The organism is Mycobacterium sp. NPDC051804 (genome assembly GCF_044452905.1).
Classification (GTDB): Bacteria; Actinomycetota; Actinomycetes; order Mycobacteriales; family Mycobacteriaceae; genus Mycobacterium.
In genome coordinates this window covers 99,109-125,539 of record NZ_JBITCD010000006.1, presented here as the reverse complement: position 1 = coordinate 125,539, position 26,431 = coordinate 99,109, and the positions used below count along the sequence as shown (strand labels likewise).

Genomic DNA, 26,431 nt, shown 5'->3' with positions numbered 1-26,431 from the left:
GCACGCCGCCGCGCATCAACAGTCCGCGGGCATGGACAAGCCGCTGGGCGACTTGTTCACCGAACCGGAGACCGCGCGGGAGCCGAGTCTGGTCCGGCCCTATGCGCTGACGGCAGGTCGCGCCGACGCCGATGTTGAACTGCCGCTCGAGGCTCCCGTCCAAGCGGTCGCCACCGCGGGCAAATCGCCGCAGTGGCCGAAAAACGATGTGCGGGGCCAGATTCTGACGTGCTGCGTGCGCAGCCGCTCGGTCGCAGAGATCGCCGCTGCGCTGTCCTTGCCGCTCGGTGCGACGCGGTATCTGGTCGGCGACCTGGTGACACAGGGCTACTTGCGGGTGAACGCCATTCCCGGCGACTCGATGAGTATCGAGGAACGGCGTGAACTGTTGACGAGGACTCTGCGCGGCCTGCGCGCGCTCGCCAACTAGGGCGTCATGGATCCGTCCAGCCCGGTGAGGCGACACAGTGCGTCGAAGCCGTCGTCGCTGCCGGGCCAATGCGCCCGAACCGCTTCGATTCCGGCTCGACGCACCACGCTGCGCAGGACCGCGGTGACGATGATGGCGTCGTCCGCATAACCAAGCACGGGGACGAAGTCGGGAATCAGGTCGAACGGCATGGCCAAGTAGGCCAACAAGAATCCGAGCCGGATCCGGACGCCGCGAGGCAGCGTCTTGTCCGCCGCGAGCCGGCGAATGAGGCGCAGTACGTCGGGCAGGATCCGCATCACCTCGCGCAGCAGGCCTGATCGCGGCCGCACGATGACGAGTGCGATCACCAACGCAATCCACGACAGCACGAGTGCCGCGGCAAGGCCGATGACGACGTTCCACCAGAAGGATCCCGTCACACTCCCCTCCGCAGATCGTTCATCACGAAGGAACCTACTAGCGGGTGGTCGACCTCAGCAGCCCGCTAGGCATGTGTGAGACCGGGCAGGCAGTTGATGAACAAAATGCACGGCGGCGGTGGGGGCGCCGGCGGTCCGGGAGGTTGACCCTGAATGATCACAGGTTCGGTCAGCGGCGCGTTGGGATCGAAATAGAAGGTGTGGCAGACGTTCATATCCCAGTTCGGAATTGGCTCCATGCCTGAACCGGGGCACCAGATCTGGCCACAGACGCCGTTCGCGTCGCACGTGCCTGGCGGGCCTTCGGGCGGCGCGCACGGCGGAGTATCCGCATTCGCCGGCGAACAGAACGGCACGGCGTTGGCGACAGGCACCAGGACTGTCGCGACGTTCAAACCTACGGAGGCGAACGCGGCGGCCGCACACGCGGCGACGAGGGTTTTGCGCATGCGGCCAGTAGACCTCGCCACGTCGCCTACCGATCCCAACAAATTGCGTTCGGCGCATGAGTACTAACGTCGATGGCACCGACGATGGAGGTGCGCGTGGCCGGACAGATTCCCTTAGTCGATTACCTGGTGCTGGACGGCGACGAGCCGCACTTGATAGCGCAGCAGTGCGCGAACTGCGGCGCCCGCTTCTTCGACCGGCGCAACGCGTGCGCCAGCTGCTTCGCCACTGACTTCACGACGGTGCCGATCCCGACCGAGGGCACGGTGCGCGCATTCACGATCGTCGCCTTCGCGGCACCGGGGATCCCGGTTCCGTTCGTCGCTGCGGTCGTCGATTGCGGAGGGACACAGGTCCGCGCCAACCTCATCAACGTCGAGCCCGACGCCGAGCACGTTCGCGACGGTATGAAGGTGCGCCTCGCAATCCAACCGATCGGCACCGACTCCGAGGGCACCGAGGCGATCGGCTTCGGCTTCGAGCCCGTCGGCTGACCTCAAACCCCCATCCATCTGGCGAAGGAGCTTCAACGATGAGCGCAAGCGACGAGGTGTGGATCGTCGGCATTCAGATGACCAAGTTCGGCAAGCACCCCGACCTGGACACCGTCGACCTGGCGGCTGAGGCGGCGACGGGAGCACTCTCGGATGCCGGGGTCACGATGGCCGACATCGGCGTGATCGCGGCGGGCAACCTGATGAACGCCAGTGCCGGTATCGGACAACAACTTCAGAAGCAGATCGGTCAGACCGGCGTCCCTGTCTACAACGTGGCCAACGCGTGCGCGACGGGTGCGACGGCGTTGCGGACCGCGATCATGGCCGTGAAGGCCGGCGAGGTCGACTACGGTCTCGCGGTCGGCGTCGAGAAGCTTTCGGGCGCAGGCCTGCTCGGTGGGGGTGGGTCGAAGAAGAAGGACGCCGACACCTGGACGCCGAAGGGTCGCTATGGCGCGGTCGCACCCGTCGACGGCCGGATCGGCACCGAGACGATGCCGGGCGTCTTCGCGCAGATCGGCATGGAGTACGGGCACAAGTACGGCGGTACCAGCTTCGAGCTGTTCGCCAAGATCAGCGAGAAGAACCACGCCCATTCGACACTGAATCCTCTTGCGTCCTACCAGAAGCGGTTCACTCTCGAGCAGATCATGAACGACGTCATGATCGCGTACCCCAACACCCGCCCGATGTGCTCTGCCAACTGTGACGGCGCCGCCGCCGCGGTCGTCTGCAACGGCGAGACGCTGGCGTCCCTGTCACTGGAACAGCGGCGCCGCGCGGTGAAGGTGTCGGCCTCGGTGCTGACCACCGACCCCTACGAAGAGGGTTGCCAGGTACTGCCGAACGTCAACACGCTGACGCGTAAGGCCGCAACGATCGCCTACGAGCAGGCCGGTATCGGGCCCAAGGACCTCGATCTGGTCGAGCTACACGACTGCTTCGCGACGGCAGAACTGGTGCACTACGACAACCTGATGCTGTGCGAAGAGGGCGGGGCCGCAGACTTCTTCAACTCCGGCGCCACCTGGCGCGACGGCTCGACGCCGGTGAACGTATCGGGCGGGCTCGAGTCGAAGGGCCACCCCATCGCGGCAACGGGCATCGCCAACGTCTGGGAGATCTGCCACCACCTGCGCGGTGAGGCCGGCGACCGCCAGATCGTAAACGCGAAGGTCGGCCTTGCCCACGTCATCGGGTTGGGATCTGCCTGCGGCGTCCACATTCTGGAGAAGTCCGCGGCTTAACGCCGCGGCTGATAAATCGTTGTGGAGCTAAGGGGATTCGAACCCCTGACCTTCTCGATGCGAACGAGACGCGCTACCAACTGCGCCATAGCCCCTGATACCGGTAGCACACGCTACCAGTCGCAGCCCGCGGGTCGAAACCGCGAGGCTACTGGCCCGCGGCCCGTGGAAGGTCGTAGTGACGGGCGAACGGCGCGTGGTCAAGATGCTCGAAGATCGGGTCCTCGTCGTCGATCTCCAGCACCGCAGCGCCGGGACGCCGCAGCCGCGACGGCACGACGTCGAACTCCCGGTCGTCGGTGTTCTCCACCCCGAGCCGCGACCGCGCCATCCGCTGCGCCCGACGGCGCCGTAGGCGCTCCTCGATACGCGTCTGACGCCGCAGATAGCCCAAGTAGAACAGCGTCACTGCGCTGACGACGGCGCTGACCCACCACATCATCGGCTCTAGGGTGTACGCCGTGATGACGGCCGCGATCACCAGCACGCCCATGACCGTCAGCATCCGCTTGCGGAACTTGTACTTGCGCGCGCTCACTGCAGCGCCGGTCTTCGATTCGTATCGGCGTTTGCGCGCGGCACTCAGCGAGTCGGCCATCTCGAGCTCGTTGTCCGACGGCGCCTCTATCCCGGAGGAATCAGCGACGTACTCGTACTCATCCTCGGTGCCGTCGGGTTCGCGCTCGGCCGGTGACTCTTCAGCCTCCTCCGCGACGGGCTCGGCAACAGGCTCGGCGACGGGCTCCTCTTCGACTGCTTCGCCGAAATCCAGTGTCAATTCGTCACTTTCGGCACGCGCGGAGGTGCCGACTGGCAGCGCGGCAGCATCTTCGTCAACCACGTCGACGTCGAGGTAGCCCGGATCCTCGTCCTGCGCGACCTCTACGGCGGCAACGCGCACGACGGTCCGGCGCGTCGGGGCCTCTTCTTCGACATCATCATCGAGGTCATCGTCGAGGTCTTCGCCAGACGGCTGCCAGTCCGGATCGCTGGCATGGCCGGCCGCGGGCCGCCCCTTGCGCTTCAGGAGCCGGGCTCGGCTGTCGTTGAGAACTCGCGTCGCCAACGCGACGTCGCTGGTGCGGCGCACTGCGTCTCGCTTGCTGATCAGCATCGGGACGAGCACGAACAGCCAGAGGACGACGAGAGAGATCCACAGAAGGGATTGGGGGATGCTTGGCATGTCGCCGGCTCCTTTCCCCGTTAAGGCTAGGTCTGCTGACCTGCGCATCCGTGGATGGCGCGCCGAGACAATTACACACCTGTAATTCGCTGGTGACAAGCACCACAAGTCACACGTGTCACTTTTGCAACAATTTGACATGCATTTGGACTCGCAAGATGTACATCAGCGTCGCTATCTGCCCGCGGACACAGCCCTGGCGTAGCGCTCGCGAGGCGCACAGGGGTTACGTCCAGCTCGCGTGGCCCTGGCGCACCAGCGCGGACGTCGCCGAACCGTTGAGTTCCTCGATCGTGATCGCCACCAACAGGTGGTCCCGCCACGCGCCGTCCACTTCGAGATAGCGCCGCAGCAGACCCTCCTCCCGAAAGCCACACTTTGCCAGCACGGCGCGGCTCGCGGTGTTCTCGGGTCGCACCGTCGCCTCCACACGATGCAACCGCACCGCGTTGAAGCAGTGGTCCAGCCCTAACGCCAGCGCCGCTGTCGCGACCCCGCCCCCGGTCGCTGTACTGGCCACCCAATACCCGATCCATGCCGACCGCAGCGCGCCGTGCGTCACGTTTCCGATCGTCAGCTGGCCGGCGAACTCCCCGTCCAGCTCGATCACATACGCCAACATCCGACCCTTACGCGACTCGGACCGCAGTCCAGAGCACACCGACGGCCATGATGTAAGGGCATGGCGCACTTCCCAATCCACGCCAGTGGTCGGCTCCCACGGCTCCAGGTGAGCCCTGTCAGCCAACCGAATACGGCTCCACTGCGCCCCGTCGCGCAGCCGTACCGCCCGCAACCTCACCACGCCGGCGGGCACCCGCAGCGGGCCGGCAGGCTCCGGCCACCCCGGATGCATGGAGCTGTTACGCCACAGGTTCATGACGGTGTGTCCGGTGTCGATCAGCCGCGCTGAGCCAGGAATGCGACGTCGACGATCTCGCCTGTGCGGATCTGTTCGGCCTCGCTGGGGACGACGACCAGACAGTTTGCCTCGGCCAATGTCGCGAGCAGATGCGACGGTGCGCCCGGGACGCCGCCGAGCGCCTGCACCAGATACTCACCGGTGTCCTGATCACGCATCAACTGTCCACGCAGATAACCCTTGCGACCCACCACCGAGGTGATCGGCGACAGCGTGCGCGCCTGCACGATGCGCCGATGCGCCTGCCGCTTCCCCAGCGACAGCCGGATCAACGGACGCACCATCACCTCGAAAACCACGAGCGCGCTGACGGGGTTGGCCGGCAGCAGAAACACCGGCACGCCGTCGCGCCCGAGTTGACCGAATCCTTGGACCGATCCGGGATGCATCGCGATGCGCGCCACTTCCATCTCACCGAGCTCGGCGAGAACCGTCCGCACACCTTCGGCCGCGGCTCCACCGACCGCGCCCGCGATGACCACCACTTCGGCACGGTTGATCTGCCCCTCGACGACGTCGCGCAGCGCCTTCGGATCCGTATCGACGATGCCGACGCGGTTCACCTCCGCGCCCGCGTCACGGCCGGCGGCGGCCAGTGCGTAAGAGTTGACGTCATAGACCTGCCCGTTGCCCGGCGTGCGGGAGATGTCGACGAGTTCGCCGCCAACACACAGCACCGACAACCGCGGCTTCGGATGCACGAGCACGCGATCGCGGCCGACGGCGGCCAACAGTCCGACCTGTGCGGGACCGATGATCGCGCCAGCCCGCACCGCCACGTCACCGGGCTGAACGTCGTCGCCCGTTCTGCGGACGTAGGCGCCGGAACGCACACCGCGCAGCACCGTCACCCGCGAGTCGCCGCCGTCGGTCCACCGCAGCGGGAGTACCGCATCGGCGAGTGTCGGCATCGGTGCACCGGTCTGGACCCTCGCGGCCTGGCGGGGCTGCAGCCGGCTGGGGGTGCGGGCGCCCGCCTCGATCGAACCGATGACCGGCAGGCTCACCTCGCCATCGGAGCCCGTCCCGGCAGTGTCGTCACCGTCGTCCTCGTCGCCGGTTCCGACGCCGAGCACGTCGACGCTACGAACCGCGTAGCCGTCGATGGCGGCCTGATCGAATCCCGGCAGCGGACGCTCGGTGACGACCTCTTCGGCACACATCAGACCCTGCGCCTCGGCGATCGCCACTCTGACCGGTCTGGGGGCCACCGCGGCGGCGGCTACACGAGCCTGCTGCTCCTCAACCGACCGCACAACACGCCTTTCTAAGTGTCAGGGCGATCGCCGCGGGTCAGCAATCGATCAGCCCCAAGCGCTCCACCAACCACCGCCGTAGCTCAGGCCCGTAGTCGTCGCGCTCCAACGCAAAGTCAACCGCAGCCTTGAGGTAGCCGCCGGGATTTCCGAGGTCGTGTCGAGAACCGCGATGCACGACGACGTGCACCGGATGCCCTTCGTTGATCAACAGCGCGATCGCGTCGGTCAACTGGATCTCACCGCCGGCCCCGCGCGGAACCCGCTTGAGCGCACCGAAAATCGCGCGGTCGAGCACGTAGCGGCCCGCGGCGGCATATGGCGACGGCGCATCTTTGGCCTTCGGCTTCTCGAACATGCCCTTGACGCGCATCACGTTCGGGTTGTTGGTGTCCTTGACGGGTTCGACGTCGAAAACGCCGTAAGCGCTGATCTCGTCGCCGGGCACCTCGATCGCGCACAGCACCGAACCACCGCGCTTCGCACGGACTTTCGACATCGTCTCCAGCACACCGGTGGGCAATACGAGATCGTCAGGCAGCAGGACGGCGACAGCATCGTCGTCGTCGTTCAGCACACTTTCCACACAGCCGACGGCGTGTCCCAGCCCCAGCGGTTCTGCCTGGATTACCGACTCGACCTTGATCAGGTCGGTCGCGCGACGCACCTTCTCCAGCATCACGTGCTTGCCACGCTCTTCCAGCGTGCCCTCGAGAACGAGGTCCTCAACGAAGTGGGCGACGACGCCGTCCTTGCCCTCGGAGGTGATGATGACCAGCCGTTCGGCGCCTGCCTCCGCTGCCTCCGCAGCCACCAACTCGATGCCCGGCGTGTCGACGACGGGCAACAGTTCCTTGGGCACCGTCTTCGTGGCGGGCAGAAAGCGCGTTCCCAAGCCTGCAGCAGGGACAACTGCCGTGCGCGGAACCGGAACCTCGGCCTGTGTCATCGTTCACACACTAATGTCCTTGGGTCGGTTGAACCTCCTGAGACCCGGTGTTTGGAGGCGGTGCGGTGCAGCGATCGAAAGCCGAGGTGCGCGCGGCGATACTGCGGGCTCGACGCAGGGTGTCGAAGCAGGTGCACTCCGTAGAAGCGCAGGCCCTCGCCGACCACCTTTCGGCGTTCATCGCCGATACCGCCACCGTGTGTGCGTATGTACCGGTCGGGTCGGAGCCGGGATCAATCGAGCTGCTCGATTCACTGCACAGCCGTGGTGTGCACGTGCTGCTGCCCGTCGCCCGCGCTGACATCGCGGGTCTGCAGTGGGGCGACTACCGCCCCGGTGCGCTCGTCGAGGCGCCATTCGGATTGCGCGAACCCGCGCCACCCTGGTCGGGCGGCGACGCGATCTCCGATGCCTCGGTGATCCTGGTGCCCGCGCTCGCGGTCGATCGCAGCGGCGTACGCCTGGGCCGCGGCGCGGGCTTCTATGACCGTGCCCTTCCGCTGGCCGATCCGGCCGCGCGCCTGATCGCCGTTGTGCGCGACGACGAACTCGTCGACGTGCTGCCCGTCGAGCCACACGACGTGCGCATGACCCACGCGCTGACCCCTGAGAGGGGACTCGTCACGCTCGGCTAGCGGACGGGAATGCCGACGGGCACGTAGCGGTTCTAGCACTTGAGCCGGTAGAGTGCTAAGAAGTTTGACGACCTTCGGAGGTTTCCGTGCCCACGTATTCCTATGCGTGCACCGAATGCGACAACCGCTTCGATGAGGTGCAGGCGTTCAGCGACGATGCGCTGACCACCTGCTCCAAGTGCAGCGGCCGTCTGCGCAAGCTGTTCGGCAACGTAGGAGTCGTGTTCAAGGGCAGTGGCTTCTACCGCAACGACAGCCGCGAGGCGTCCAAGAGCTCCTCGTCGTCGTCTTCGTCGGCGGCGTCCTCGAACGGCTCATCCGGCAGCTCGGATTCGTCCTCGTCGTCCTCCTCGTCCGACAAGTCGTCGGACAAGTCCACCTCCAAATCGTCCAGCGACTCGAGCTCGAGCTCCAGCTCGTCGAGTTCGGCGCCCGCCGCCGCGGCGTCGAGCTAGTTATCCACAGGCGCGACGTCAGCCCGCGCCATCACCCTCGTCGGCTGCCTAGTTTGGCGGTATGGGGGAATCGCTCAATCCGACGGCGCTGAGCCGCCTCACCGATCGCCTACGCCCCGACTGGTCACGCACCGTCGCAGCGCGACGGGTCGCCGCCGGCGCTCTTGTCGTACTGGCCGCCGTCGCGGCCCTTCGGCCCGATCCGGCGCATGAACGCACCGACATCATCGTCGCCGCCCGCGATCTGGCACCCGGGGTCGAACTCAGCGCAGATGATGTCCGTCTCGAAACCCGCTTGGCGACAACGGTTCCCGACGGTTCGCAGACAGATCTGGCCGTCGTCGTCGGCGCGACGCTGGCGGGTCCGGCGCGCCGCGGCGAGGCGCTGACCGACGTCCGGTTGTTGGGTCCGAGGTTGGCCGAATCGGCGGCAGGCCCCGATGCACGAATCGTGCCGCTCCACCTCGACGACACTGCGCTGCTCGACCTGATCCGTCCCGGCGACGTGGTGGACGTGCTCGGCGCCGGGGCCGACGCCGGCGTGGGCGCCCACGCGGAGCCGGCGGTCGTGGCGACCGATGCGGTAGTGGTCCTGGTCTCCCCTAAATCGACGGGAGCAGGCGACGGAGGAGACCGGGTGGTGTTGGTCGCCCTACCGGCTCACGACGCCAACAAGGCGGCGGGCGCGGCGCTGGTGCAGACCGTGACGGTCACCTTTCACTGAGCACGTCAGGGCTGCGGCCCCGGCGCGGCGCTCGGAGGCGCCGGCGAATCATGCTCGATCGCGTCCAGGACCATGTCGGCCAGCTCCTCGGTGGTCGAGGATCCGGGTTGGGCCGGTCCCGGCGGCGGGGGCGGAACGGGTTGCGCGTTGGCCGGACTCCCCGAAGTCGAAGTGACCACCGAAATGCCTAGCAGCACTCCCGCTACCACCGCGAACAGCCACCGCATTGCAAGCCCTCCCCATATTTGTCTGGCACACAGCCGAACTGACCGCCTGCACGAAAGCTAGCACCGGTCTTCGGGTGCTGCAGGGCCATCGGTACTAACGTCGAGTGTCTGTCGGATTGCCGGACTTATAGGAAGGAATTTGCGCGCATGTTAAAGGGCTTCAAGGAGTTTCTCGCCCGGGGCAACATCGTCGATCTATCGGTGGCGGTGGTCATCGGCACCGCGTTCACGGCGCTGGTCACCAAGTTCACCGACAGCATCATCCAGCCGCTCATCAACCGGATAGGCGCGGGCGGCGATTCCGACTACGGCATTCTGAAGATCGGCATCGGCGGTGGCGAGACCATCGACCTGAACGTCCTGCTATCGGCGGCGATCAACTTCATCCTCGTCGCGGCCGTCGTCTACTTCCTGGTCGTGCTCCCCTACAACCGGCTGCGCAAGAAGGGCGAAGTCGAGCAGGCCCAGGACACCGAGCTGTCCCTGCTCACCGAGATCCGCAACATTTTGGCCGACACCCCGGGGCGCGACACCGACACCGCGGAGACCACGAGTAACGAGAAGACCTGAGCGACATACAAAACGGCCCCCGGATGATTCCGGGGGCCGTTCCGTTGCTTAGGAGAGTGTTAGTTCATGTTCCAGGGCTCGCCGTAGGTGGTGACGCTGTCACCAGCCGACGAGATGAGCCGAGCGAACGGACGCAGCAGCACACCACCGGCAGCGCCGGTCACCGTGCCGTGAGCGTTCGACACCGCCACGCCACCGGACTCACCGGCGACGTCCACCGAGAAGGTGGCGACTTCCTGAATACCCGGACCATTGCCGAGGTCAGCGCTGATCGACACACCGGGGAACAGGTTCGGCGTGGTGATGAAGTTGGTGTTGCCGGGGTCGAACGCCAAGAGAGGGTTCGCTGGCGCCTGGTCGAACAGGATGTTGGGGGTGGTGTAGCTGAAATTGATGCCCACACCCAGCGACCACGGGAAGCCGATTTGATACCCCAGCTCCAGGGTGCCCTCGAACTCTTCGGCTCCAGGGCCCGCGACGATGTACTTCGCGCGACCGCTGTGGAACCACTCGCGGGTCAGCCGGTTGCGGTCCAACGGGAACACACCATTGAGGAACGTGTCCCATTGCTGAATCGTCAGGGTCCGGTCCTGGCCGTCAACGAGGCTCAGCTCGTTGTCCAGCCCTGCGTGAGAGGTGCCAGTGCTCACAAACAGCGACGCGATGGCGGCAACCATCGCAATCAGCACCCGACTGAATACCTTCATGTTCTCCCTAGCTGTAGACAGTGAGCCGAGGGGACTCACTGTTTCTTTGTTCGTGCCTGGCGCTACCGGTAGGCCACACGACGCGGGAGCTTTATGTGATGGAAATGAGAACCCTCACATGTTGCTCTTACGCCTTGCTCATCGTTGACACGAGGAACATAACGGTCGGGATTCACCCCGGCAACGCGAGAATCGCAATCGATGAAGCCGGCGTTACCCAACCCGCCACTTTGCTCACTTCCATAACACTGCTGACGCCCCCACAGACGCGCGGACACGGTGCACTACAGGGTCCGCAGAAATTTGCTAAAAGTGACAGATCCGTCAAAAATGCGCGAGGTGCGAAACCCCGCCCTTCAACCGAAAGCACAGGTCATTGATGGTGCGGCGGCATATTTTCCCGCAGCCAGCGGTCGTGTTCGGACTCATCAATAGATGAACTATCGCGGTCGTCCGGCGACTGCGGGCGCAGCGCGTCACCAAAGATCTTGTTAACTGCATCGCGCGAACGTTCGGGGCGAGCCGCCATCGCCGCAACCTCCACTGTGACGAAGATCACATTTTCGTTTGAAGCACTCAGCTTGCTCTTAAATCTCGAGACTCGACAGCTGCCCGATGATCTGAGTCGCGAGCGGAGTAAGGGTCGCCATGCCGTCGCGCACCGCGGCGCGCGATCCCGCCAGGTTCACGACCAGCGTGCTCCCAGAGATTCCTGCCAGGCCACGCGAGAGTCCGGCATCGGAGACACCTGCAGACAACCCCGACGCGCGCAGAGCTTCGGCGATACCGAGCAGCTCACGATCGAGCAGATCGACCGTCGCCTCCGGCGTGACGTCGCGAGGGGTGACACCCGTGCCGCCAACCGACACCACCAGGTCGACTCCACCGATCACCGCCGTGTTCAGCGCATTGCGGATCTCGACCTCATCGGCGGACACCACGACCACGCCGTCGACGACGAAGCCCGTTTCACCTAGCAGTTCGGTGACCAACGGACCGCTGTGGTCCTCCTCGTCACCATGCGCAGTGCGGTCATCTACGACGACGACCAGTGCCCGGCCCACCAACTCCCCTGGCTGTTCCATGACGCCAACCGTATATCCGGGGAGCGACAGCGGCGCAGCCACTCTCAGGGTGGTGGCTCCGGAGGTCACCGTGGGCCTCACTGCTGGGCCTTGCCGAGGGTGACCTCCACGGTCTGCGGCTTGCCTGCGTTATCGAGATACGTCAACGTCAGCTTGTCGCCCGGCGCCCTGGACCGGACCGCAGCGACCAGCGCGTCAGCACTGTTGATCACCCGGTCGTCGACCTTGGTGACAACCACACCGCTGGGCAGTCCCGCCGCGGCAGCGGCCCCGCCGCCCGTCACCTCGACGATGCGGGCGCCGTCGACCGTGGCGTCGTTACCGACCTGGACGCCGAGCGACGCGTGCGACGCTGTGCCGTTCTCGATCAGTTCGTCGGCGATGCGCTTGGCCTGGTCGACCGGGATGGCGAAGCCCAACCCGATCGAACCGCCCTGCGCCGCGCCGTCAGCGTCGCCACCCAATGTGGCAATCGCCGAATTGACGCCGACCAGCTCGCCGTTCATGTTGACCAGCGCTCCGCCGGAGTTACCGGGATTGATGGCCGCGTCGGTCTGCACGGCATCCAGGACGGTGTTCTGGTTGCGGATGTCGCCGCCGGCGGCGACGGGCCGATTCAGTGCGCTGATGATGCCGGTGGTGACAGTGCCCTCGAGGCCGAGTGGCGAACCGACCGCTACGACGTCCTGCCCCACCCTCAGGTTCGCCGACGAGCCGATGGTGATTGGTGTCAGGCCCGACACCCCTTGGGCGCGGACCACGGCTATATCGCTACTTGGGTCGGTTCCGACCACGGTGAACGGTGCGCTGCGGCCATCGGCGAAGGTCACCTTGGTCTGCGCGGCGCCCGCACCACTGGGTGCCGCCGGCCCACCTGGACCGCCAGGTTCACCGGCACCGTCCTTGGCAGCGGTGACGACGTGGTTGTTCGTCAAGATGAGGCCGTCCGAGGACAGGATGATCCCGGAGCCCTCCTCGGATTGCCTGCCGAGGTCCACCTCGAGCTTCACCACACTCGGCACGACCTTCGCCGCGACCTGCTCGACCGAGCCGGCGGGCAGACTGGCGACGGGCTGGCCGGGGGCAGCGCCGTTGATGGTCGACGTGGCCGCGGGCCGGTCGGGCTGCGCGAGCAGCGCCACTCCCCCACCTACGCCCGCGGACACAACCGCCACTGCGAGGGCACCAGCGATCAAAGAGCCTGTGCGAGAACGCTTCTGCGGCTGTTGCGACGGAAAAGGAGCCTGCGGGTACCGCGCCGTCGCTGGCTGCGGAGCGCCGCGATACGGGTCGTAGGGGGCGCGAAAAGGCTGCTGCTGCTGTTGAGTCTGATATCGCCAGTCGTACTGCTGCTGCTGGTACGGATCGGGCTGCGCACCGGGGTATCCGGTTGCCGCAGGCTCGGGGCGACGACCCGGCGGGGGTGGCGGCGAATACCTCGGATGGTTGGTCATCTCGCTGCGGTGCTCTTTCCTCTTGTGGGTCCGACATCCAGAACAACGGCGTTCGCACTCTCAAAGTTGCCTAAGCGGGCTGAGAATCCACTTAGAGAACGTTCGAAACATGCACAGACTTGCTTCCCCAAAGCGCGCCCAGGCTAATCATTGTCGGCGCTGACCACGGGCAAGTCCACGCCTGCGACCGCGTGTCGCGCGGACTCCCCGGGCATCGTTCTCCCGGGCAACACTATATGAATCGCCGTGCCCGGCGGCTGTCCTCCGGGCACCGCGTACTCGACACGCAAGGCGCCGCCGTGTTTGAGGACAACCTGTTTCACAATTGCCAGGCCCAGCCCAGAACCGGGCATCGCGCGTGCGGAGGCCGAACGGAAGAACCGCTCGAACACGAACCGTCGTTCCTGCGGCGGGATGCCAGGGCCTTGATCGGTGACCACCAGCTCGGCGTTCTTCGAGTCGACCTGTGACAACCGCACGCCAACCCGACCGCCGGGCGGACTCCATTTCGCGGCGTTGTCGAGCACGTTGAGCACCGCGCGGCCCAAGCCGCTGCCGTCACCGTAGACCTGCCATGGCACCAGGTTCACGTCGAACTCAATGTCGTTGCGGCGACGGCGAACTCGTTCCAGGGAGCGATCAACGATCTCGGTCATGTCGACGGGTTCGTGAATGACGACGCCGGCCTCGTCGCGGGTCAGGTCGACCAGATCGCCGACGAGTGTGGACAGCTCTTCGATCTGAGCGATCACGTCCTCGCGCAGACCCTCCATCTCCTCCTCGGGCAGACGTGGTGCGCCGGGGGCCATCGATGCCATCAGCAGCTCGACGTTGGTGCGCAACGACGTCAGCGGCGTGCGCAGCTCGTGGCCGGCATCTGTGACGAGTCGCGTTTGCCGCTCGCGCGATTCGGCCAATGCGCGCAGCATCATGTTGAAAGCTTCGGTGAGACGGGCGAGTTCGTCGCTGCCGTAGACCGGAATCGGTCTCAGATCGTCGGTACGCGCGACCCGCTCGGCCGCCGACGTGAGCCGAGCCACCGGCCGCAGGCCCGCACGGGCGACGGCACCACCAGCCATCGCGGCGACCACCACGCCGACCCCGCCGACGATGAGCAGCACAGTGCCCAATCGTTTGAGCAGTTGATCGGTCGGCACCAGGCTTTTGGAGATCAGCAATGTGCTCCCGTTGGACAGATGCAGGGCCAGCACCCGCTGTTGATCGACCGACCGCTTCGACATCCACAGTTCGCCACGGATGACCGCCTTCTCAGGGTCACCGAGCGGAAGCGTCTGCCCCTGCTGATTTGCGGTGTAGATCGACCGGCCGGGGTTAACCAACATAGCGTTCACATCGGAGTAGGCGGTGCCCTCGATGGCCTTACCGGGATCGGTGGTCAGCGAGCCACTTTCGATCAGAAGGCTGGCACGGCTGTGTAGCTGATTGTCCATGTCGTCGTAGAGCGCACGCGAGACGACGGCGTACACGGCGACGGCCATCAAGACCACCACCATTGCCACCATCGACATCGCGAGCAGCATCACCCGCCAGCGCAGCGACAACGAACTGGCCGTCGACTGCGCCGTCAGTGCATACGGCCCGGGCCGAGGCGAGAAATTCTGGGTTGACATCAGGGAGGGGTCTCGCGCAGCACATAACCCACCCCGCGCACGGTGTGGATCAGTCGCGGCTCTCCTTGCGCCTCGGTCTTACGGCGGAGGTAGCCCACGTACACCTCGAGGGCATTGCCAGAGGTCGGGAAGTCGAAGCCCCACACCTCTTCGAGGATGCGGCTGCGGGTGAGCACCCGCCGCGGGTTCGCGATGAGCATCTCCAGGAGGGCGAACTCGGTGCGTGTCAGGCTGATCGAACGCTGACCCCGAGTGACCTCCCGAGTGACCGGGTCCAGCGACAGGTCCGAGAACGTCATTGCGGGCGTTTCCATGCCGTCATCGGGCGACGTGCGCCGCAACAGCGCGCGCATCCGGGCCAGCAGCTCTTCGAGCGCGAACGGCTTCGGCAGGTAATCGTCGGCCCCCGCGTCCAGGCCCGCGACACGTTCGGAAACCGAGTCGCGTGCGGTCAGCACGAGTATCGGCAGGTCGTCGCCAGTGCTGCGGAGCTGACGGCACACCTCGAGTCCATCCAGCCGCGGCATCATCACATCGAGCACCACGGCGTCCGGACGGTCGCTGGCGATCAGCTCGAGAGCTTCGAGACCGTCCTGCGCCAGGTCGACTGAATAACCGTTGAAGGAGAGCGATCGACGCAGCGATTCGCGCACAGCGCGGTCATCGTCGACGACAAGTATTCGCACAGCCACAGTGTCAACCCGCTATCTGAGAGCGGCCTGAGAGGCGCGCCGATCTTGTTCGAAGAGAAGGCCCCGCTGCGGCTGTTCTGAATCCGGCAGCCGTCCGGCAAGGCGGATCGCTCGCCGCTGGTGTAACCACAGGGCGGAGATTCGGCCCGAATCGCGCCACGCCGTTACAACGGACGGAATGGCGCGCCAGTCGTTTAGCGGCGGTCGAGATCGATCAGGCCGAGGCGCGCAGCCTTGAGCAGACGGCGCGGCACCTTGTGCTGCTGGCCCGCCACCGTCACGCCGACGAGCTCGGTGCGCGTGGCCTTCCACTGCGAACGCCGGCTACGGGTATTCGCGCGCGACATCCTCCGCTTGGGCACAGCCATGATCGAAAATCTCCTAGTCGAGGGTCTATCGGTAATGAAGTATGTGCCGCGCAACGTCTCAGGCATCGGCAATTGCTCTTCAGGATAGCCGGTGACCTGCGTAGCCTCCAAAACAGCGAAGTGGCTTGGCGCGATACCACCGGTACCGCTAACCTACCGGTTGGTTGATACGTCGCAAGGAGGCGCGTGGCTACTACTTCAGCAGCGGTCCGCATTGGCAACTACTCGGGCTTCTACGGTGACCGGCTCGCGGCCATGCGGGAGATGCTCACCGGCGGCGATTTGGACTACCTGACCGGCGATTACCTCGCCGAACTCACGATGCTGATCCTGGCGCGCGATCGCGCCAAGTCGCCTGACCGCGGCTATGCCAAGACCTTTCTGATCCAGCTCGAGGAGTGCCTCGGCACCGCGCTGGACCGCGGGGTGCGGATCGTTGCGAACGCGGGCGGACTGAACCCCGCCGGTTTGGCGCAGGCCGTGCGGAGCCTGGCGGACCGCCTCGGGCTGAGCGTCCGGGTGGCCCACGTCGAGGGCGACGATCTGCTGCCGAGGGCCGAGGAGCTGGGTTTGGACGCGCCACTGGCGGCCAACGCCTACCTCGGAGCGTGGGGCATCGTCGACTGCCTGAACTCGGGCGCGGACGTCGTCGTCACCGGGCGCGTCACCGACGCGTCGGTAATCGTCGGACCCGCGGCCGCGCATCACGGATGGGGACGCACCGACTATGACCAGCTCGCCGGCGCAATCGCAGCGGGCCACGTCATCGAATGCGGTGCGCAGGCCACCGGCGGCAACTACTCCTTCTTCACCGAGATCGCCGACCTCACGTATCCGGGCTTTCCGCTGGCGGAGATCCATTCCGACGGTTCGTCGGTGATCACCAAACATCCGGGCACCGGCGGCGCCGTCACCGTCGACACCGTCACCGCGCAACTGCTCTACGAGATCACCGGAGCTCGGTACGCCAATCCCGATGCGACGCTTCGGGTCGACACCATCGAACTCTCCGACGACGGCGACGACCGCGTCCGGATCAGCGGGGTGACGGGCGAAGCGCCGCCCCCGACGTTGAAGGTCTCGCTCAACAGCGTCGGCGGATTCCGCAACGAGATGACGTTGGTGCTCACGGGATTGGACATCGAGGCCAAGGCCGCGCTGGTGCGCAAACAACTCGACAGCACCCTGACGGTCAAGCCCGCCGAGATGCAGTGGACGCTCGCGCGCACCGACCACGCCGACGCCGACACCGAGGAGGCGGCCAGCGCGCTCCTGCGCTGCGTGGTGCGCGATCCCGATCCCGCCAATGTCGGCCGCCGATTCTCCTCGGCGGCAGTCGAACTCGCATTGGCCAGCTATCCGGGTTTCACCAGCACGGCGCCGCCGGGCGACGGCCAGATCTACGGCGTGTTCCGGCCCGCCTTCGTGCCCGCCACCGAGGTCGCCCACGTCGCGGTGCACGCCGACGGCAGCCGGGTGGAGGTCGCACCCGCGTCGGAGACCAAGGAACTAGTCGACGTGCCGTCGCCCGCATTACCCGAACCACTTCCCGCCGGTGACACCCGACGGGTCCCACTGGGACGGATCGCGGGTGCGCGCAGCGGCGACAAGGGTGGCGGCGCCAACGTCGGGTTGTGGGTGCGCCGCGACGATCACTGGCAGTGGCTGGCGCACACCATGACCGTCGACAAGCTTCGCGAGTTGCTTCCTGAGACAGCGGATCTGGTCGTCACGCGGCATCTGCTGCCGCACCTGCGGGCGGTGAACTTCGTGATCGAGGGCATCCTCGGCGAAGGGGTTGCCTATCAAGCCCGCTTCGATCCGCAGGCCAAAGGTCTTGGTGAATGGCTGCGCAGCCGCCATGTCGACATCCCTGAGGAGTTGTTGTTTTGAGCATCTGGCATACCCCTGAGCGGGAACAACTGCGAAAGACGGTGCGGGCGTTCGCGGAACGCGAGATCCTGCCCAACGTCGATGAGTGGGAGCGCACCGGCGACCTACCGCGCGAACTGCACCGCAAGGCAGGCGACGCGGGCTTGTTGGGCGCGGGCATGCCCGAAGCGGTCGGCGGCGGCGGTGGTGACGGGGCGGACGCCGTCGTCATCTGCGAGGAGATGCACTACTCCGGCGCACCCGGCGGCGTGTTCGCCTCGCTGTTCACGTGCGGAATCTCCGTGCCGCACATGATCGCGTCGGGCGACCAGCGGTTGATCGACACCTACGTGCGGCCGACACTGCGCGGCGACGTGATCGGCAGTCTCGCCATCACCGAACCGGGCGGCGGTTCAGACGTCGGGCACCTGACCACGCGCGCCGTCCGCGATGGCGACGACTACGTCATCAACGGCGCGAAAACCTACATCACCTCCGGTGTGCGGGCCGACTACGTGGTGACCGCCGCACGCACGGGAGGACCTGGCGCGGCCGGTGTTTCGCTGATCGTCGTCGATAAGGACACCGCCGGTTTCGAAGTGACCCGAAAGCTGGACAAGATGGGCTGGCGGTCCAGCGACACCGCTGAGCTCTCCTATACCGATGTGCGGGTACCCGCCGCCAACCTCATCGGCGGCGAGAACACCGGATTCATCCAGATCGCAGGTGCATTCGTCGCCGAGCGCGTCGGTCTCGCCGCGCAGGCGTACGCGAGCGCGCAGCGGTGCCTCGACCTGACGGTCGAGTGGTGCCGCAACCGCGAGACGTTCGGCAAGCCGCTGATCACGCGGCAATCCGTCCAGAACACGCTCGCTGAGATGGCGCGACGGGTCGACGTGGCGCGTGTGTACACCCACACCATCGTTGAACGGCAACTCGCGGGCGAGACCAACCTCATCACCGAGGTGTGCTTCGCCAAGAACACCGCCGTCGAAGCCGGCGAGTGGGTGGCCAACCAGGCGGTGCAGTTGTTCGGCGGGATGGGATACATGAGCGAATCCGAAGTGGAGCGGCAGTACCGCGATATGCGCATCCTCGGCATCGGCGGTGGTACGACGGAGATTCTCACCAGCCTCGCCGCGAAAACGCTTGGCTACCAGTCATGACCACGCTGAAGTCGACGATCGACAAGAGGTCGAAGGCGTTCTCCGACGCCGCGGACGTGATGACCGGCAAGCTCGCCGAACTCGATGCCGAACACGCCAAGGCGTTGGCGGGCGGCGGTGAGAAGTACGTCAAACGCCACCACGACCGCGGCAAGATGACCGCGCGCGAGCGCATCGAGATGCTGCTCGACCCCGATTCGCCGTTCCTGGAACTCAGTCCACTCGCCGCCTGGGGCACCGACTTCACCGTCGGCGCCAGCGTCGTGACGGGTATCGGCGCGATCGAGGGCGTCGAGTGCCTCATCGTGTCGAACGACCCAACGGTCAAGGGCGGCACCAGCAATCCGTGGACATTGAAGAAGATCCTGCGTGCCAACCAGATCGCGCTGCAGAACCGGCTGCCGGTGGTGTCGCTGGTGGAGTCCGGCGGTGCCGACCTGCCGACGCAGAAAGAGATCTTCATCCCCGGCGGGCAGATGTTCCGGGACCTCACCCGGCTTTCGGCAGCGGGGATCCCGACCATCGCGCTGGTCTTCGGCAATTCGACGGCGGGCGGCGCCTACATCCCCGGCATGTCCGACCACGTGGTGATGATCAAAGAACGCTCCAAGGTCTTCTTGGCCGGGCCGCCGCTGGTGAAGATGGCGACCGGCGAGGAATCCGACGACGAGTCGCTCGGTGGCGCCGAGATGCATGCGCGCACTTCAGGACTCGGTGATTACTTCGCGGTCGACGAGCTCGACGCGATCCGCATCGGCCGTCGCATCGTGGCCAGGCTGAACTGGCACAAGCAGGGACCGCCGCCGGGTCCGGTCACCGAGCCACTGTTCGACCCCGACGAGCTGGTTGGCATCGTCCCCGCCGACCTGCGCATCCCGTTCGATCCGCGTGACGTCATCGCCCGCATCGTCGACGGCTCGGACTTCGACGAGTTCAAGCCGCTCTACGGTGGCTCGTTGGTGACCGGCTGGGCCACCTTGTACGGCTATCCGATCGGCATCCTGGCCAACCACCGCGGGGTGTTGTTCTCCGAGGAGTCGCAGAAGGCCACCCAGTTCATCCAGCTGGCCAACCGCGCCGACACGCCACTGTTGTTCCTGCACAACACGACCGGCTACATGGTCGGCAAGAAATACGAGGAAGGCGGGATGATCAAGCACGGCTCGATGATGATCAACGCCGTCTCGAACTCGACCGTGCCCCACATTTCCCTGCTGATCGGCGCCTCGTACGGTGCGGGCCACTACGGCATGTGCGGCCGCGCCTACGATCCCCGCTTCCTCTTCGCCTGGCCCAGTTCCAAGTCCGCGGTCATGGGCGGCACCCAGTTGGCGGGCGTGCTGTCGATCGTCAGTCGCGCCGCCGCCGAGGCCCGCGGCCAACAGGTCGACGAGGACGCCGATGCCGCGCTACGTGCCGCAGTGGAAGCGCAGATCGAGGCGGAGTCGCTGCCGATGTTCCTGTCCGGCCGGCTCTACGACGACGGCGTGATCGACCCGCGGGACACCCGCACCGTACTGGGAATGTGTCTGTCCGCCATCGCGAATGGCCCGATCAAGGGGACGTCGAACTTCGGCGTCTTCAGGATGTAGGGGGCCGGCCGATGAGCGCTTGCGCGAAGAGGAGAAAACACTGATCACTCGAGTGCTGGTTGCCAATCGCGGCGAGATCGCCCGCCGCGTCTTCGCCACGTGCCGCAAGCTCGGCATCGGCACGGTGGCCGTATACACCGATCCCGACGCCGCGTCTCCGCACGTCGCGGAGGCTGACGCCCGGGTGCGCCTGGAAGGCACCAGGGGCTACCTTGATGCGGCGCAGCTCATCGCCGCCGCGACAGCCGCCGATGCCGATGCGATCCACCCCGGATACGGATTCCTCTCCGAGAACGCTGAATTCGCCGACGCGGTGGCCGATGCCGGGCTGACGTGGATCGGTCCGCCGGTGGCCGCGGTCGCCGCGATGGGCTCCAAGATCGAGGCGAAGAAGATGATGTCGGCCGCGGGCGTCCCGGTGCTCGAGGAACTCGACCCCGACACCGTCACCGCCGACCAGCTGCCTGTGCTGATCAAAGCCTCGGCGGGCGGCGGCGGCCGCGGTATGCGCGTGGTCGACGAATTGTCCGCGCTGTCCGGGCAAGTGGAGGCCGCACGCCGTGAAGCGCAGTCGGCCTTCGGCGATCCGACGGTCTTCTGCGAGCGCTACCTCGCCACCGGTCATCACGTCGAGGTCCAGGTGATGGCCGATCAGCACGGCACCGTCTGGGCGGTCGGCGAACGCGAATGCTCGATCCAGCGACGCCACCAGAAGATCATCGAGGAAGCACCCTCGCCGCTGGTCGAACGCACAGAAGGCATGCGCGCCAAGCTGTTCGACGCTGCGCGGCTGGCGGCCGAAGCCATCGGCTACGCCGGCGCGGGCACCGTCGAGTTCATGGCCGATGACGAGGGAGATTTCTTCTTCCTCGAGATGAACACCCGCCTGCAGGTCGAACATCCCGTCACCGAGGCCACCACCGGTCTGGACCTCGTGGAGTTGCAGTTGCTCGTGGCCGACGGCGGACGGCTCGACCCCGAACCCCCGCCGTCGCGCGGGTCCTCCATCGAGGCACGGCTCTACGCCGAAGATCCGGCGAAGAACTGGCAGCCGCAGGCAGGCACCGTGCATCACTTCGAGGTGCCCCAGACGGTGCGCGTCGACACGGGCGTGGAGGACGGCTCGGAGGTGTCGATCTTCTATGACCCCATGCTGGCCAAGGTCATCTCCTACGCCCCGACGCGGCGTCAGGCGGCTGCCGTCCTCGCCGATGCGTTGACGCGCACCCGGCTGCACGGGATCAGGACCAACCGCGATCTGCTGGTCAACGTGCTGCGGCACCCGGCGTTTCTCGACGGCGCCACGGATACGGCGTTCTTCGACACCCATGGCCTCGACCGGCTGTCCGCCCCACTGGGCGACGAGCGCGCCGTCGCGCAGTCAGCGGTCGCGGCGGCGCTCGCCGACGCCGCGCAGAACCGTGACAGCGCAACGGTGTTCGCCGCTGCACCAAGCGGCTGGCGCAACCTGGGCTCGGGATTCCAGACCAAGTCCTACGGCGACGCCGCGGGCGGCGAGCATCCGGTGCGCTACCGCCACACCCGCACCGGTGTGCGCCTCCCCGACCACGACGACGTCGCCCTGGTGTCGGCCACCGCGAATCGCGTCGTGCTGTCCATCGGCGGCGTGGAGCGTGCGTTCGATATCGCGAGGTACGCCGCCGACGTGTACGTCGACTCGCCCCTTGGGCCCGTGCATCTGATTGCGTTGCCGCGCTTCGGTGATCCGGACGCCGCCGTCGCGCAAGGGTCGCTATTGGCGCCCATGCCAGGTTCGGTGCTGCGCATCGGCGCCGCGGTGGGCGACTCGGTGACCGCCGGACAGCCGCTGGTGTGGCTGGAGGCCATGAAGATGGAGCACACCGTGACCTCACCGGGCGACGGCGTGCTCGCAGAACTCAACGTCGAGGTCGGCCAGCAGGTCGACGTCGGTGCCGTACTCGCCCGAGTCGACAACCCCTAAGGAATCACATGAGCAGCTTTGTCGAAACCGAAGAACAGCAGGCGCTGCGCAAAGCCGTCGCCGCGATGGCCGCCAACTACGGTGAGAAGTACTACCTGGAGAAGTCCCGCAAAGGTGAGCACACCACCGAGTTATGGAGCGAGGCAGGCAAACTCGGATTCATTGGGGTGAACTTGCCCGAGGAGTACGGCGGCGGCGGTGCGGGGATGTACGAACTGTCGTTGGTCATGGAGGAAATGGCCGCCGCCGGCTCGGCGCTGCTGCTGATGGTCGTTTCCCCCGCCATCAACGGCACCATCATTTCCAAGTTCGGCACCGAGGAACAAAAGAAGCGCTGGATCCCCGGTATCGCCGACGGTTCGATCACGATGGCATTCGCGATCACCGAACCTGACGCCGGTTCGAACAGCCACCGGATCACCACCACCGCCCGCCGCGATGGCAGCGACTGGATCCTGTCCGGCCAGAAGGTGTACATCTCCGGCGTCGACCAGGCACAGGCGGTGCTCGTCGTCGGTCGCGCCTACAAAGAAGGGGCCCACAAGTCCGAATCTCTTCGTCCGGCGCTGTTCGTGGTGCCCACCGACACACCCGGCATGACGTGGACCAAGATCGACATGGAGATCGTCAGCCCCGAGAACCAGTTCCAGCTGTTCCTCGACGAGGTGCGACTGCCCGCCGATGCACTCGTCGGCTCCGAAGACGCTGCGATCGCGCAGCTGTTCGCCGGGCTCAACCCCGAACGCATCATGGGTGCCGCCAGCGCGGTGGGCATGGGCCGCTTCGCGATCAACAAGGCCACCGATTACGTCAAGACCCGGCAGGTCTGGAAGACGCCGATCGGTGCGCACCAGGGGATCGCACATCCGTTGGCGCAGAACCACATCGAGATCGAGCTGGCGAAGCTGATGATGCAGAAGGCCGCGTCGCTGTACGACCTCGGTGACGATGTCGGCGCCGCCGAGGCTGCCAACATGGCCAAATACGCCGCCGGTGAGGCATCGGTGCGGGCCGTCGACCAGGCCGTGCAGAGCCTCGGCGGAAACGGTCTGACGAAGGAGTACGGCATCGCATCGGTTCTTACGGCATCGAGGTTGGCGCGCATCGCGCCCGTGAGCCGGGAGATGATCCTCAACTTCGTCGCGCAGACGTCGTTGGGTCTGCCCAGGTCGTACTGATGAGTGCGCTCGTCCGCTATAGCGTCGACGGTAGCGTCGCGCGGCTGACGCTGGACTCGCCGGAGAACCGCAACGCACTGTCAACCGCGCTGGTCGATCAGTTGCACCAGGGGCTCACCGACGCGACGGAGAACCCCGGGGTCCGTGCCGTGGTACTTGGCCATACCGGCGGAACCTTCTGCGCGGGAGCCGATCTCGCGCAGGCCTCCGGTGGCGACCCCGCCGATATCGCGGCCGACCGCGCGCGCGAACTGACCCGGCTGCTGCGCCGGATTCTCGAACTGCCGATGCCCGTGATCGGCGCGATCGACGGGCACGTCCGGGCCGGCGGGCTGGGTTTGGTCGGCGCGTGCGACATCGCGGTGGCGGGCCAGGCAAGCACGTTCGCGCTGACCGAAGCCCGCATTGGTGTTGCGCCGTCGATCATTTCGCTGACCCTGCTGCCGAAGATGACCACCCGTGCCGCGGGCCGGTACTTCGTGACGGGTGAGAAGTTCGGCGCCGCCGAGGCCGCCGACATCGGCTTGATCACCATGGCCGCCGACGACGTCGAAGCAACTGTGGCGACTCTGGCCGACGCGATCGGCAAGGCCTCCCCGCAGGGCCTGGCCGCCTCCAAGGCGCTGACGACCGCAGCGCTGCTGGCGGCGTTCGACCGCGACGCCGAGGGGTTGACCCGACAGTCGGCCGAGTTGTTCGTCTCCGAGGAGGCCAGGGAAGGCATGCTGGCGTTCCTGCAGAAGCGCCCGCCGAATTGGGGCCGTTAGATGCCACGCGAAATTCTTGTCACCGGAGCAACGGGCACGCTCGGCAGCCAGGTGATGGCTGCCGCGCTCGCGGACGGGCATCGGGTGCGCGCCCTGAGCCGACGCGATCGCAACGACGGCTCGCCAGTGCACTGGCTCCGCGGCGATCTGCTCGCAGACGAGGCCATAGATGCCGCGGTCGACGGTGTGGACGTGATCGTCAACTGCGCCACACAGCCGACCCGCGACCAAGACGTCACCTCGATGCAGAACCTCGCGTCCGCGGTGCGGCGAGCCGGTGTCGGCCACCTCGTACACGTGTCGATCGTCGGCATTGATCGAATCCCGCTGCCGTACTACCGAACCAAGCTTCGCGTCGAACAGGTGCTGGAAGCCTCCGGCGTGGGCTACACAGTGCTGCGCGCCACCCAGTTCCACGACCTGATCACCACCTCTTTCGCGATCCAGCGGTACTCCCCCGTGATGTGGGCCCTGCGCGGCGTGCGGTTTCAGCCGATCGACACGCGAGACGTCGCAGGCCGCCTCGTCGAGCTGGTCGACTCTGAGCCGTCGGGCCGGGTGCCCGACATCGGCGGGCCGCGCGTGCACACGCACTCGGAGTTGGGGCGGATATACCTAACGGTGCGCGGGGGCCGCCGCAAGGTGGTGGCCGTCCCGGTGCCCGGACGCATCATCGCCGCCTACCGCTCGGGCGCGAACCTCGTGCCCGAGAACCCGGCCGGCTCTATCGAGTTTGCCGACTACGTGGCCACCTTGAAATGAAGTTTGCTCATCTATCTGATTCGCCGGCGTCGATGAGTGCACAGTTTGGCCAACGGCCTTGCATGTGCCAGCGTTCGTCGTAGGCTCGTCGGTGATGAGCGGTTCCGCGAAGAACAGATGGTAGTGATGAGCGCCTGCGCAAAGAACAGATGGCCGGGATGAGCACTCCAGCGTCGCGGAACGGCTCGATGCGCGCTGGAGACACCGATCGTATCCATATGGCGCAGCTGCTCACCGATGCCGCCGCTCAGGGCCGACTGCCGCTGAACGAATACGAAGCGCGTCTGACCAGGGCCTACGCCGCGCAGACGTACGACGAACTCGACCGGCTGTCCGCCGATCTGCCCGGTGCGTTCACGCGCGGCCCCAGCGGCGGTCCCGTGCGACCCGCGCCGTCGACGATGCTGCTGGCAATCATGAGCGGCTTCGAGCGTCGCGGCCGCTGGAACGTACCGAAGCGACTGACCACGTTTGCTCTGTTCGGTGGCGGCGTCGTGGATTTGCGGTACGCCGACTTCACGTCGCCGGACGTCGAGATCCACTCGTACTCGATCTTCGGCGGCCAGACCATACTGGTCCCGCCCGAGGTGAATGTGGACCTGCGCGGTGTCGGGGTGATGGGGTCCTTCGACCACAGCGTGAGCGGCGACGGCTCGCCGGGCGCGCCGTGTGTGCGCATCCGCGGCTTCTCGTTGTGGGGCAGTGTCGGCGTCAAGCGTAAGAAGCGCAAGAGCGCTTAGCTACGCGCCGAAGACGAAACTTCCCGCCGGGCTTAGAACGAAACCGGTCTGATCGGCACTGTTCGTACACGTGGTCGTGACTCCGTCCGTACCGCAGCTCACCGTGCGGAAGGACAACCGGGTGTTGGGCGGAAGCGGCTTGGCAGCGTCGGTCACGCCGTACAACGGGCGGTCGGAATTCGCGAAGCCCGGCCCGCCGACGGGGCCCGCACTCACCATGTTGGCTCCGCCAGGCGCCGCGGGTATCGGCCCGCTGCACCCGTACCCACCCGACTGACGGTCCAGCACGCAGGTCAAACCGTTGGGGACGCTGAAGGCGTACCACGCACCGTCGTTCACCGAATACTCGGACGGCTTGGCCGGCGCGTACCCGTTAACGTTGGGAGGGCCGGGGGCGGGCTCAGCCGACGCGATCCCCGGGACACCAATTGTCGTGATGACGCCCGCTGTCCCGAGGGTCGTCAGCAGTCTGCTCAGCACCCCGAAA

The 26,431-nt window shown here is 66.3% G+C and carries 30 protein-coding genes and 1 tRNA gene; 15 read left to right on the top strand and 16 right to left on the bottom strand.

Annotated features, from left to right (window positions below):
- The first annotated feature begins 31 nt into the window (after positions 1-31).
- Positions 32-430 (top strand): DUF742 domain-containing protein, encoded by a 399-nt coding sequence (locus ACIA48_RS23445; RefSeq protein WP_396738442.1) that lies wholly within the window; start codon positions 32-34, stop codon positions 428-430.
- On the opposite strand, the gene ACIA48_RS23440 is transcribed toward ACIA48_RS23445, so the two are convergent.
- A complete protein-coding gene (locus tag ACIA48_RS23440) occupies positions 427-852 on the bottom strand; it encodes a YkvA family protein (RefSeq protein ID WP_396737157.1) in 426 nt (141 codons plus the stop codon). The genes ACIA48_RS23445 and ACIA48_RS23440 overlap by 4 nt on opposite strands.
- 65 nt (positions 853-917) lie before the next feature.
- Positions 918-1,301: a hypothetical protein gene (locus ACIA48_RS23435; protein ID WP_396737154.1), complete on the bottom strand. Its 384-nt coding sequence runs from the start codon at positions 1,299-1,301 to the stop codon at positions 918-920.
- A gap of 96 nt (positions 1,302-1,397) precedes the next feature.
- Here ACIA48_RS23435 and ACIA48_RS23430 point away from each other — a divergent pair, with 96 nt between their 5' ends.
- Together ACIA48_RS23430 and ACIA48_RS23425 are read left to right on the top strand one after the other, a co-directional pair.
- A complete protein-coding gene (locus tag ACIA48_RS23430) occupies positions 1,398-1,796 on the top strand; it encodes a Zn-ribbon domain-containing OB-fold protein (protein ID WP_396738439.1) in 399 nt (132 codons plus the stop codon).
- Positions 1,797-1,834: 38 nt separating this feature from the next.
- Positions 1,835-3,046: a thiolase family protein gene (locus ACIA48_RS23425; RefSeq protein WP_396737151.1), complete on the top strand. Its 1,212-nt coding sequence runs from the start codon at positions 1,835-1,837 to the stop codon at positions 3,044-3,046.
- A gap of 22 nt (positions 3,047-3,068) precedes the next feature.
- On the opposite strand, the gene ACIA48_RS23420 is transcribed toward ACIA48_RS23425, so the two are convergent.
- The 5 genes from ACIA48_RS23420 to ACIA48_RS23400 all read right to left on the bottom strand — a co-directional run bounded on the left by ACIA48_RS23420 (position 3,069) and on the right by ACIA48_RS23400 (position 7,356).
- A tRNA-Ala gene (locus ACIA48_RS23420) sits at positions 3,069-3,141 on the bottom strand.
- A 53-nt stretch (positions 3,142-3,194) separates the two neighbouring features.
- The gene (glpR, locus tag ACIA48_RS23415; RefSeq protein WP_396737149.1) at positions 3,195-4,229 is read right to left on the bottom strand and encodes a gephyrin-like molybdotransferase receptor GlpR; all 1,035 of its coding nucleotides are present in this window, start codon (positions 4,227-4,229) and stop codon (positions 3,195-3,197) included.
- Positions 4,230-4,455: 226 nt separating this feature from the next.
- Positions 4,456-5,109 (bottom strand): GNAT family N-acetyltransferase, encoded by a 654-nt coding sequence (locus ACIA48_RS23410; RefSeq protein ID WP_396737147.1) that lies wholly within the window; start codon positions 5,107-5,109, stop codon positions 4,456-4,458.
- Positions 5,110-5,129: 20 nt separating this feature from the next.
- Positions 5,130-6,407: a gephyrin-like molybdotransferase Glp gene (gene glp / locus ACIA48_RS23405; protein ID WP_396737145.1), complete on the bottom strand. Its 1,278-nt coding sequence runs from the start codon at positions 6,405-6,407 to the stop codon at positions 5,130-5,132.
- Between the two features lie 37 nt (positions 6,408-6,444).
- On the bottom strand, positions 6,445-7,356 hold the full coding sequence (locus tag ACIA48_RS23400; RefSeq protein ID WP_396737142.1) for a UTP--glucose-1-phosphate uridylyltransferase: 912 nt from the start codon (positions 7,354-7,356) through the stop codon (positions 6,445-6,447).
- Positions 7,357-7,421: 65 nt separating this feature from the next.
- Here ACIA48_RS23400 and ACIA48_RS23395 point away from each other — a divergent pair, with 65 nt between their 5' ends.
- The 3 genes from ACIA48_RS23395 to ACIA48_RS23385 all read left to right on the top strand — a co-directional run bounded on the left by ACIA48_RS23395 (position 7,422) and on the right by ACIA48_RS23385 (position 9,170).
- Positions 7,422-7,991 carry a 5-formyltetrahydrofolate cyclo-ligase gene (locus tag ACIA48_RS23395; protein ID WP_396737139.1) on the top strand — a complete coding sequence of 190 codons (570 nt, stop codon included), beginning with the start codon at positions 7,422-7,424 and terminating at the stop codon, positions 7,989-7,991.
- Positions 7,992-8,077: 86 nt separating this feature from the next.
- On the top strand, positions 8,078-8,446 hold the full coding sequence (locus ACIA48_RS23390; RefSeq protein ID WP_396737136.1) for an FmdB family zinc ribbon protein: 369 nt from the start codon (positions 8,078-8,080) through the stop codon (positions 8,444-8,446).
- Between the two features lie 61 nt (positions 8,447-8,507).
- Positions 8,508-9,170, top strand: a complete 663-nt coding sequence (locus ACIA48_RS23385) for an SAF domain-containing protein (protein ID WP_396737133.1) — start codon at positions 8,508-8,510, stop codon at positions 9,168-9,170.
- Between the two features lie 5 nt (positions 9,171-9,175).
- Here ACIA48_RS23385 and ACIA48_RS23380 read toward each other — a convergent pair whose 3' ends face one another.
- Positions 9,176-9,397 (bottom strand): hypothetical protein, encoded by a 222-nt coding sequence (locus ACIA48_RS23380; protein ID WP_396737130.1) that lies wholly within the window; start codon positions 9,395-9,397, stop codon positions 9,176-9,178.
- Positions 9,398-9,544: 147 nt separating this feature from the next.
- Between ACIA48_RS23380 and mscL the strand changes: the two genes are divergently transcribed.
- Positions 9,545-9,967 (top strand): large-conductance mechanosensitive channel protein MscL, encoded by a 423-nt coding sequence (gene mscL, locus ACIA48_RS23375; protein ID WP_396737127.1) that lies wholly within the window; start codon positions 9,545-9,547, stop codon positions 9,965-9,967.
- 59 nt (positions 9,968-10,026) lie between these two features.
- Here mscL and ACIA48_RS23370 read toward each other — a convergent pair whose 3' ends face one another.
- The 7 genes from ACIA48_RS23370 to rpmF form a co-directional block, all read right to left on the bottom strand.
- On the bottom strand, positions 10,027-10,674 hold the full coding sequence (locus ACIA48_RS23370; RefSeq protein ID WP_396737124.1) for an MspA family porin: 648 nt from the start codon (positions 10,672-10,674) through the stop codon (positions 10,027-10,029).
- 373 nt (positions 10,675-11,047) lie between these two features.
- Complete coding sequence (locus ACIA48_RS23365) at positions 11,048-11,233, bottom strand: hypothetical protein (protein WP_396737121.1); 186 nt, start codon at positions 11,231-11,233, stop codon at positions 11,048-11,050.
- A 28-nt stretch (positions 11,234-11,261) separates the two neighbouring features.
- Positions 11,262-11,807 carry a molybdenum cofactor biosynthesis protein B gene (locus ACIA48_RS23360; RefSeq protein WP_216713050.1) on the bottom strand — a complete coding sequence of 182 codons (546 nt, stop codon included), beginning with the start codon at positions 11,805-11,807 and terminating at the stop codon, positions 11,262-11,264.
- Between the two features lie 29 nt (positions 11,808-11,836).
- A complete protein-coding gene (locus ACIA48_RS23355) occupies positions 11,837-13,213 on the bottom strand; it encodes a S1C family serine protease (protein WP_396737118.1) in 1,377 nt (458 codons plus the stop codon).
- 143 nt (positions 13,214-13,356) lie between these two features.
- Positions 13,357-14,844 (bottom strand): ATP-binding protein, encoded by a 1,488-nt coding sequence (locus ACIA48_RS23350; RefSeq protein WP_396737115.1) that lies wholly within the window; start codon positions 14,842-14,844, stop codon positions 13,357-13,359.
- The gene (locus ACIA48_RS23345; protein ID WP_396737112.1) at positions 14,844-15,530 is read right to left on the bottom strand and encodes a response regulator transcription factor; all 687 of its coding nucleotides are present in this window, start codon (positions 15,528-15,530) and stop codon (positions 14,844-14,846) included. The genes ACIA48_RS23350 and ACIA48_RS23345 overlap by 1 nt, the downstream gene beginning before the upstream one ends.
- A gap of 200 nt (positions 15,531-15,730) precedes the next feature.
- Positions 15,731-15,904: a 50S ribosomal protein L32 gene (rpmF, locus tag ACIA48_RS23340; protein WP_396737109.1), complete on the bottom strand. Its 174-nt coding sequence runs from the start codon at positions 15,902-15,904 to the stop codon at positions 15,731-15,733.
- Between the two features lie 186 nt (positions 15,905-16,090).
- On the opposite strand from rpmF, the gene ACIA48_RS23335 reads away from it, so the two are divergent.
- The 8 genes from ACIA48_RS23335 to ACIA48_RS23300 all read left to right on the top strand — a co-directional run bounded on the left by ACIA48_RS23335 (position 16,091) and on the right by ACIA48_RS23300 (position 25,944).
- On the top strand, positions 16,091-17,797 hold the full coding sequence (locus ACIA48_RS23335; RefSeq protein ID WP_396737107.1) for an acyclic terpene utilization AtuA family protein: 1,707 nt from the start codon (positions 16,091-16,093) through the stop codon (positions 17,795-17,797).
- Positions 17,794-18,942 (top strand): acyl-CoA dehydrogenase family protein, encoded by a 1,149-nt coding sequence (locus tag ACIA48_RS23330; RefSeq protein WP_396737104.1) that lies wholly within the window; start codon positions 17,794-17,796, stop codon positions 18,940-18,942. Before ACIA48_RS23335 ends, ACIA48_RS23330 begins: the two co-directional genes overlap by 4 nt.
- A complete protein-coding gene (locus ACIA48_RS23325; RefSeq protein WP_396737101.1) occupies positions 18,939-20,534 on the top strand; it encodes an acyl-CoA carboxylase subunit beta in 1,596 nt (531 codons plus the stop codon). Before ACIA48_RS23330 ends, ACIA48_RS23325 begins: the two co-directional genes overlap by 4 nt.
- A 40-nt stretch (positions 20,535-20,574) precedes the next feature.
- Positions 20,575-22,497 carry an acetyl/propionyl/methylcrotonyl-CoA carboxylase subunit alpha gene (locus ACIA48_RS23320; protein ID WP_396738436.1) on the top strand — a complete coding sequence of 641 codons (1,923 nt, stop codon included), beginning with the start codon at positions 20,575-20,577 and terminating at the stop codon, positions 22,495-22,497.
- Between the two features lie 8 nt (positions 22,498-22,505).
- Positions 22,506-23,675, top strand: coding sequence for an acyl-CoA dehydrogenase family protein (locus tag ACIA48_RS23315; protein ID WP_396737098.1), 1,170 nt, complete (start codon positions 22,506-22,508; stop codon positions 23,673-23,675).
- The gene (locus tag ACIA48_RS23310; protein WP_396737095.1) at positions 23,675-24,442 is read left to right on the top strand and encodes an enoyl-CoA hydratase family protein; all 768 of its coding nucleotides are present in this window, start codon (positions 23,675-23,677) and stop codon (positions 24,440-24,442) included. Before ACIA48_RS23315 ends, ACIA48_RS23310 begins: the two co-directional genes overlap by 1 nt.
- On the top strand, positions 24,443-25,204 hold the full coding sequence (locus tag ACIA48_RS23305) for an SDR family oxidoreductase (RefSeq protein ID WP_396737092.1): 762 nt from the start codon (positions 24,443-24,445) through the stop codon (positions 25,202-25,204).
- A 158-nt stretch (positions 25,205-25,362) separates the two neighbouring features.
- Entirely contained in the window at positions 25,363-25,944 is a 582-nt protein-coding gene (locus ACIA48_RS23300) for a DUF1707 domain-containing protein (RefSeq protein WP_396737089.1), read from the top strand.
- On the opposite strand, the gene ACIA48_RS23295 is transcribed toward ACIA48_RS23300, so the two are convergent.
- Entirely contained in the window at positions 25,945-26,424 is a 480-nt protein-coding gene (locus ACIA48_RS23295) for a hypothetical protein (RefSeq protein WP_396737086.1), read from the bottom strand.
- Between the last annotated feature and the right edge of the window lie 7 nt (positions 26,425-26,431).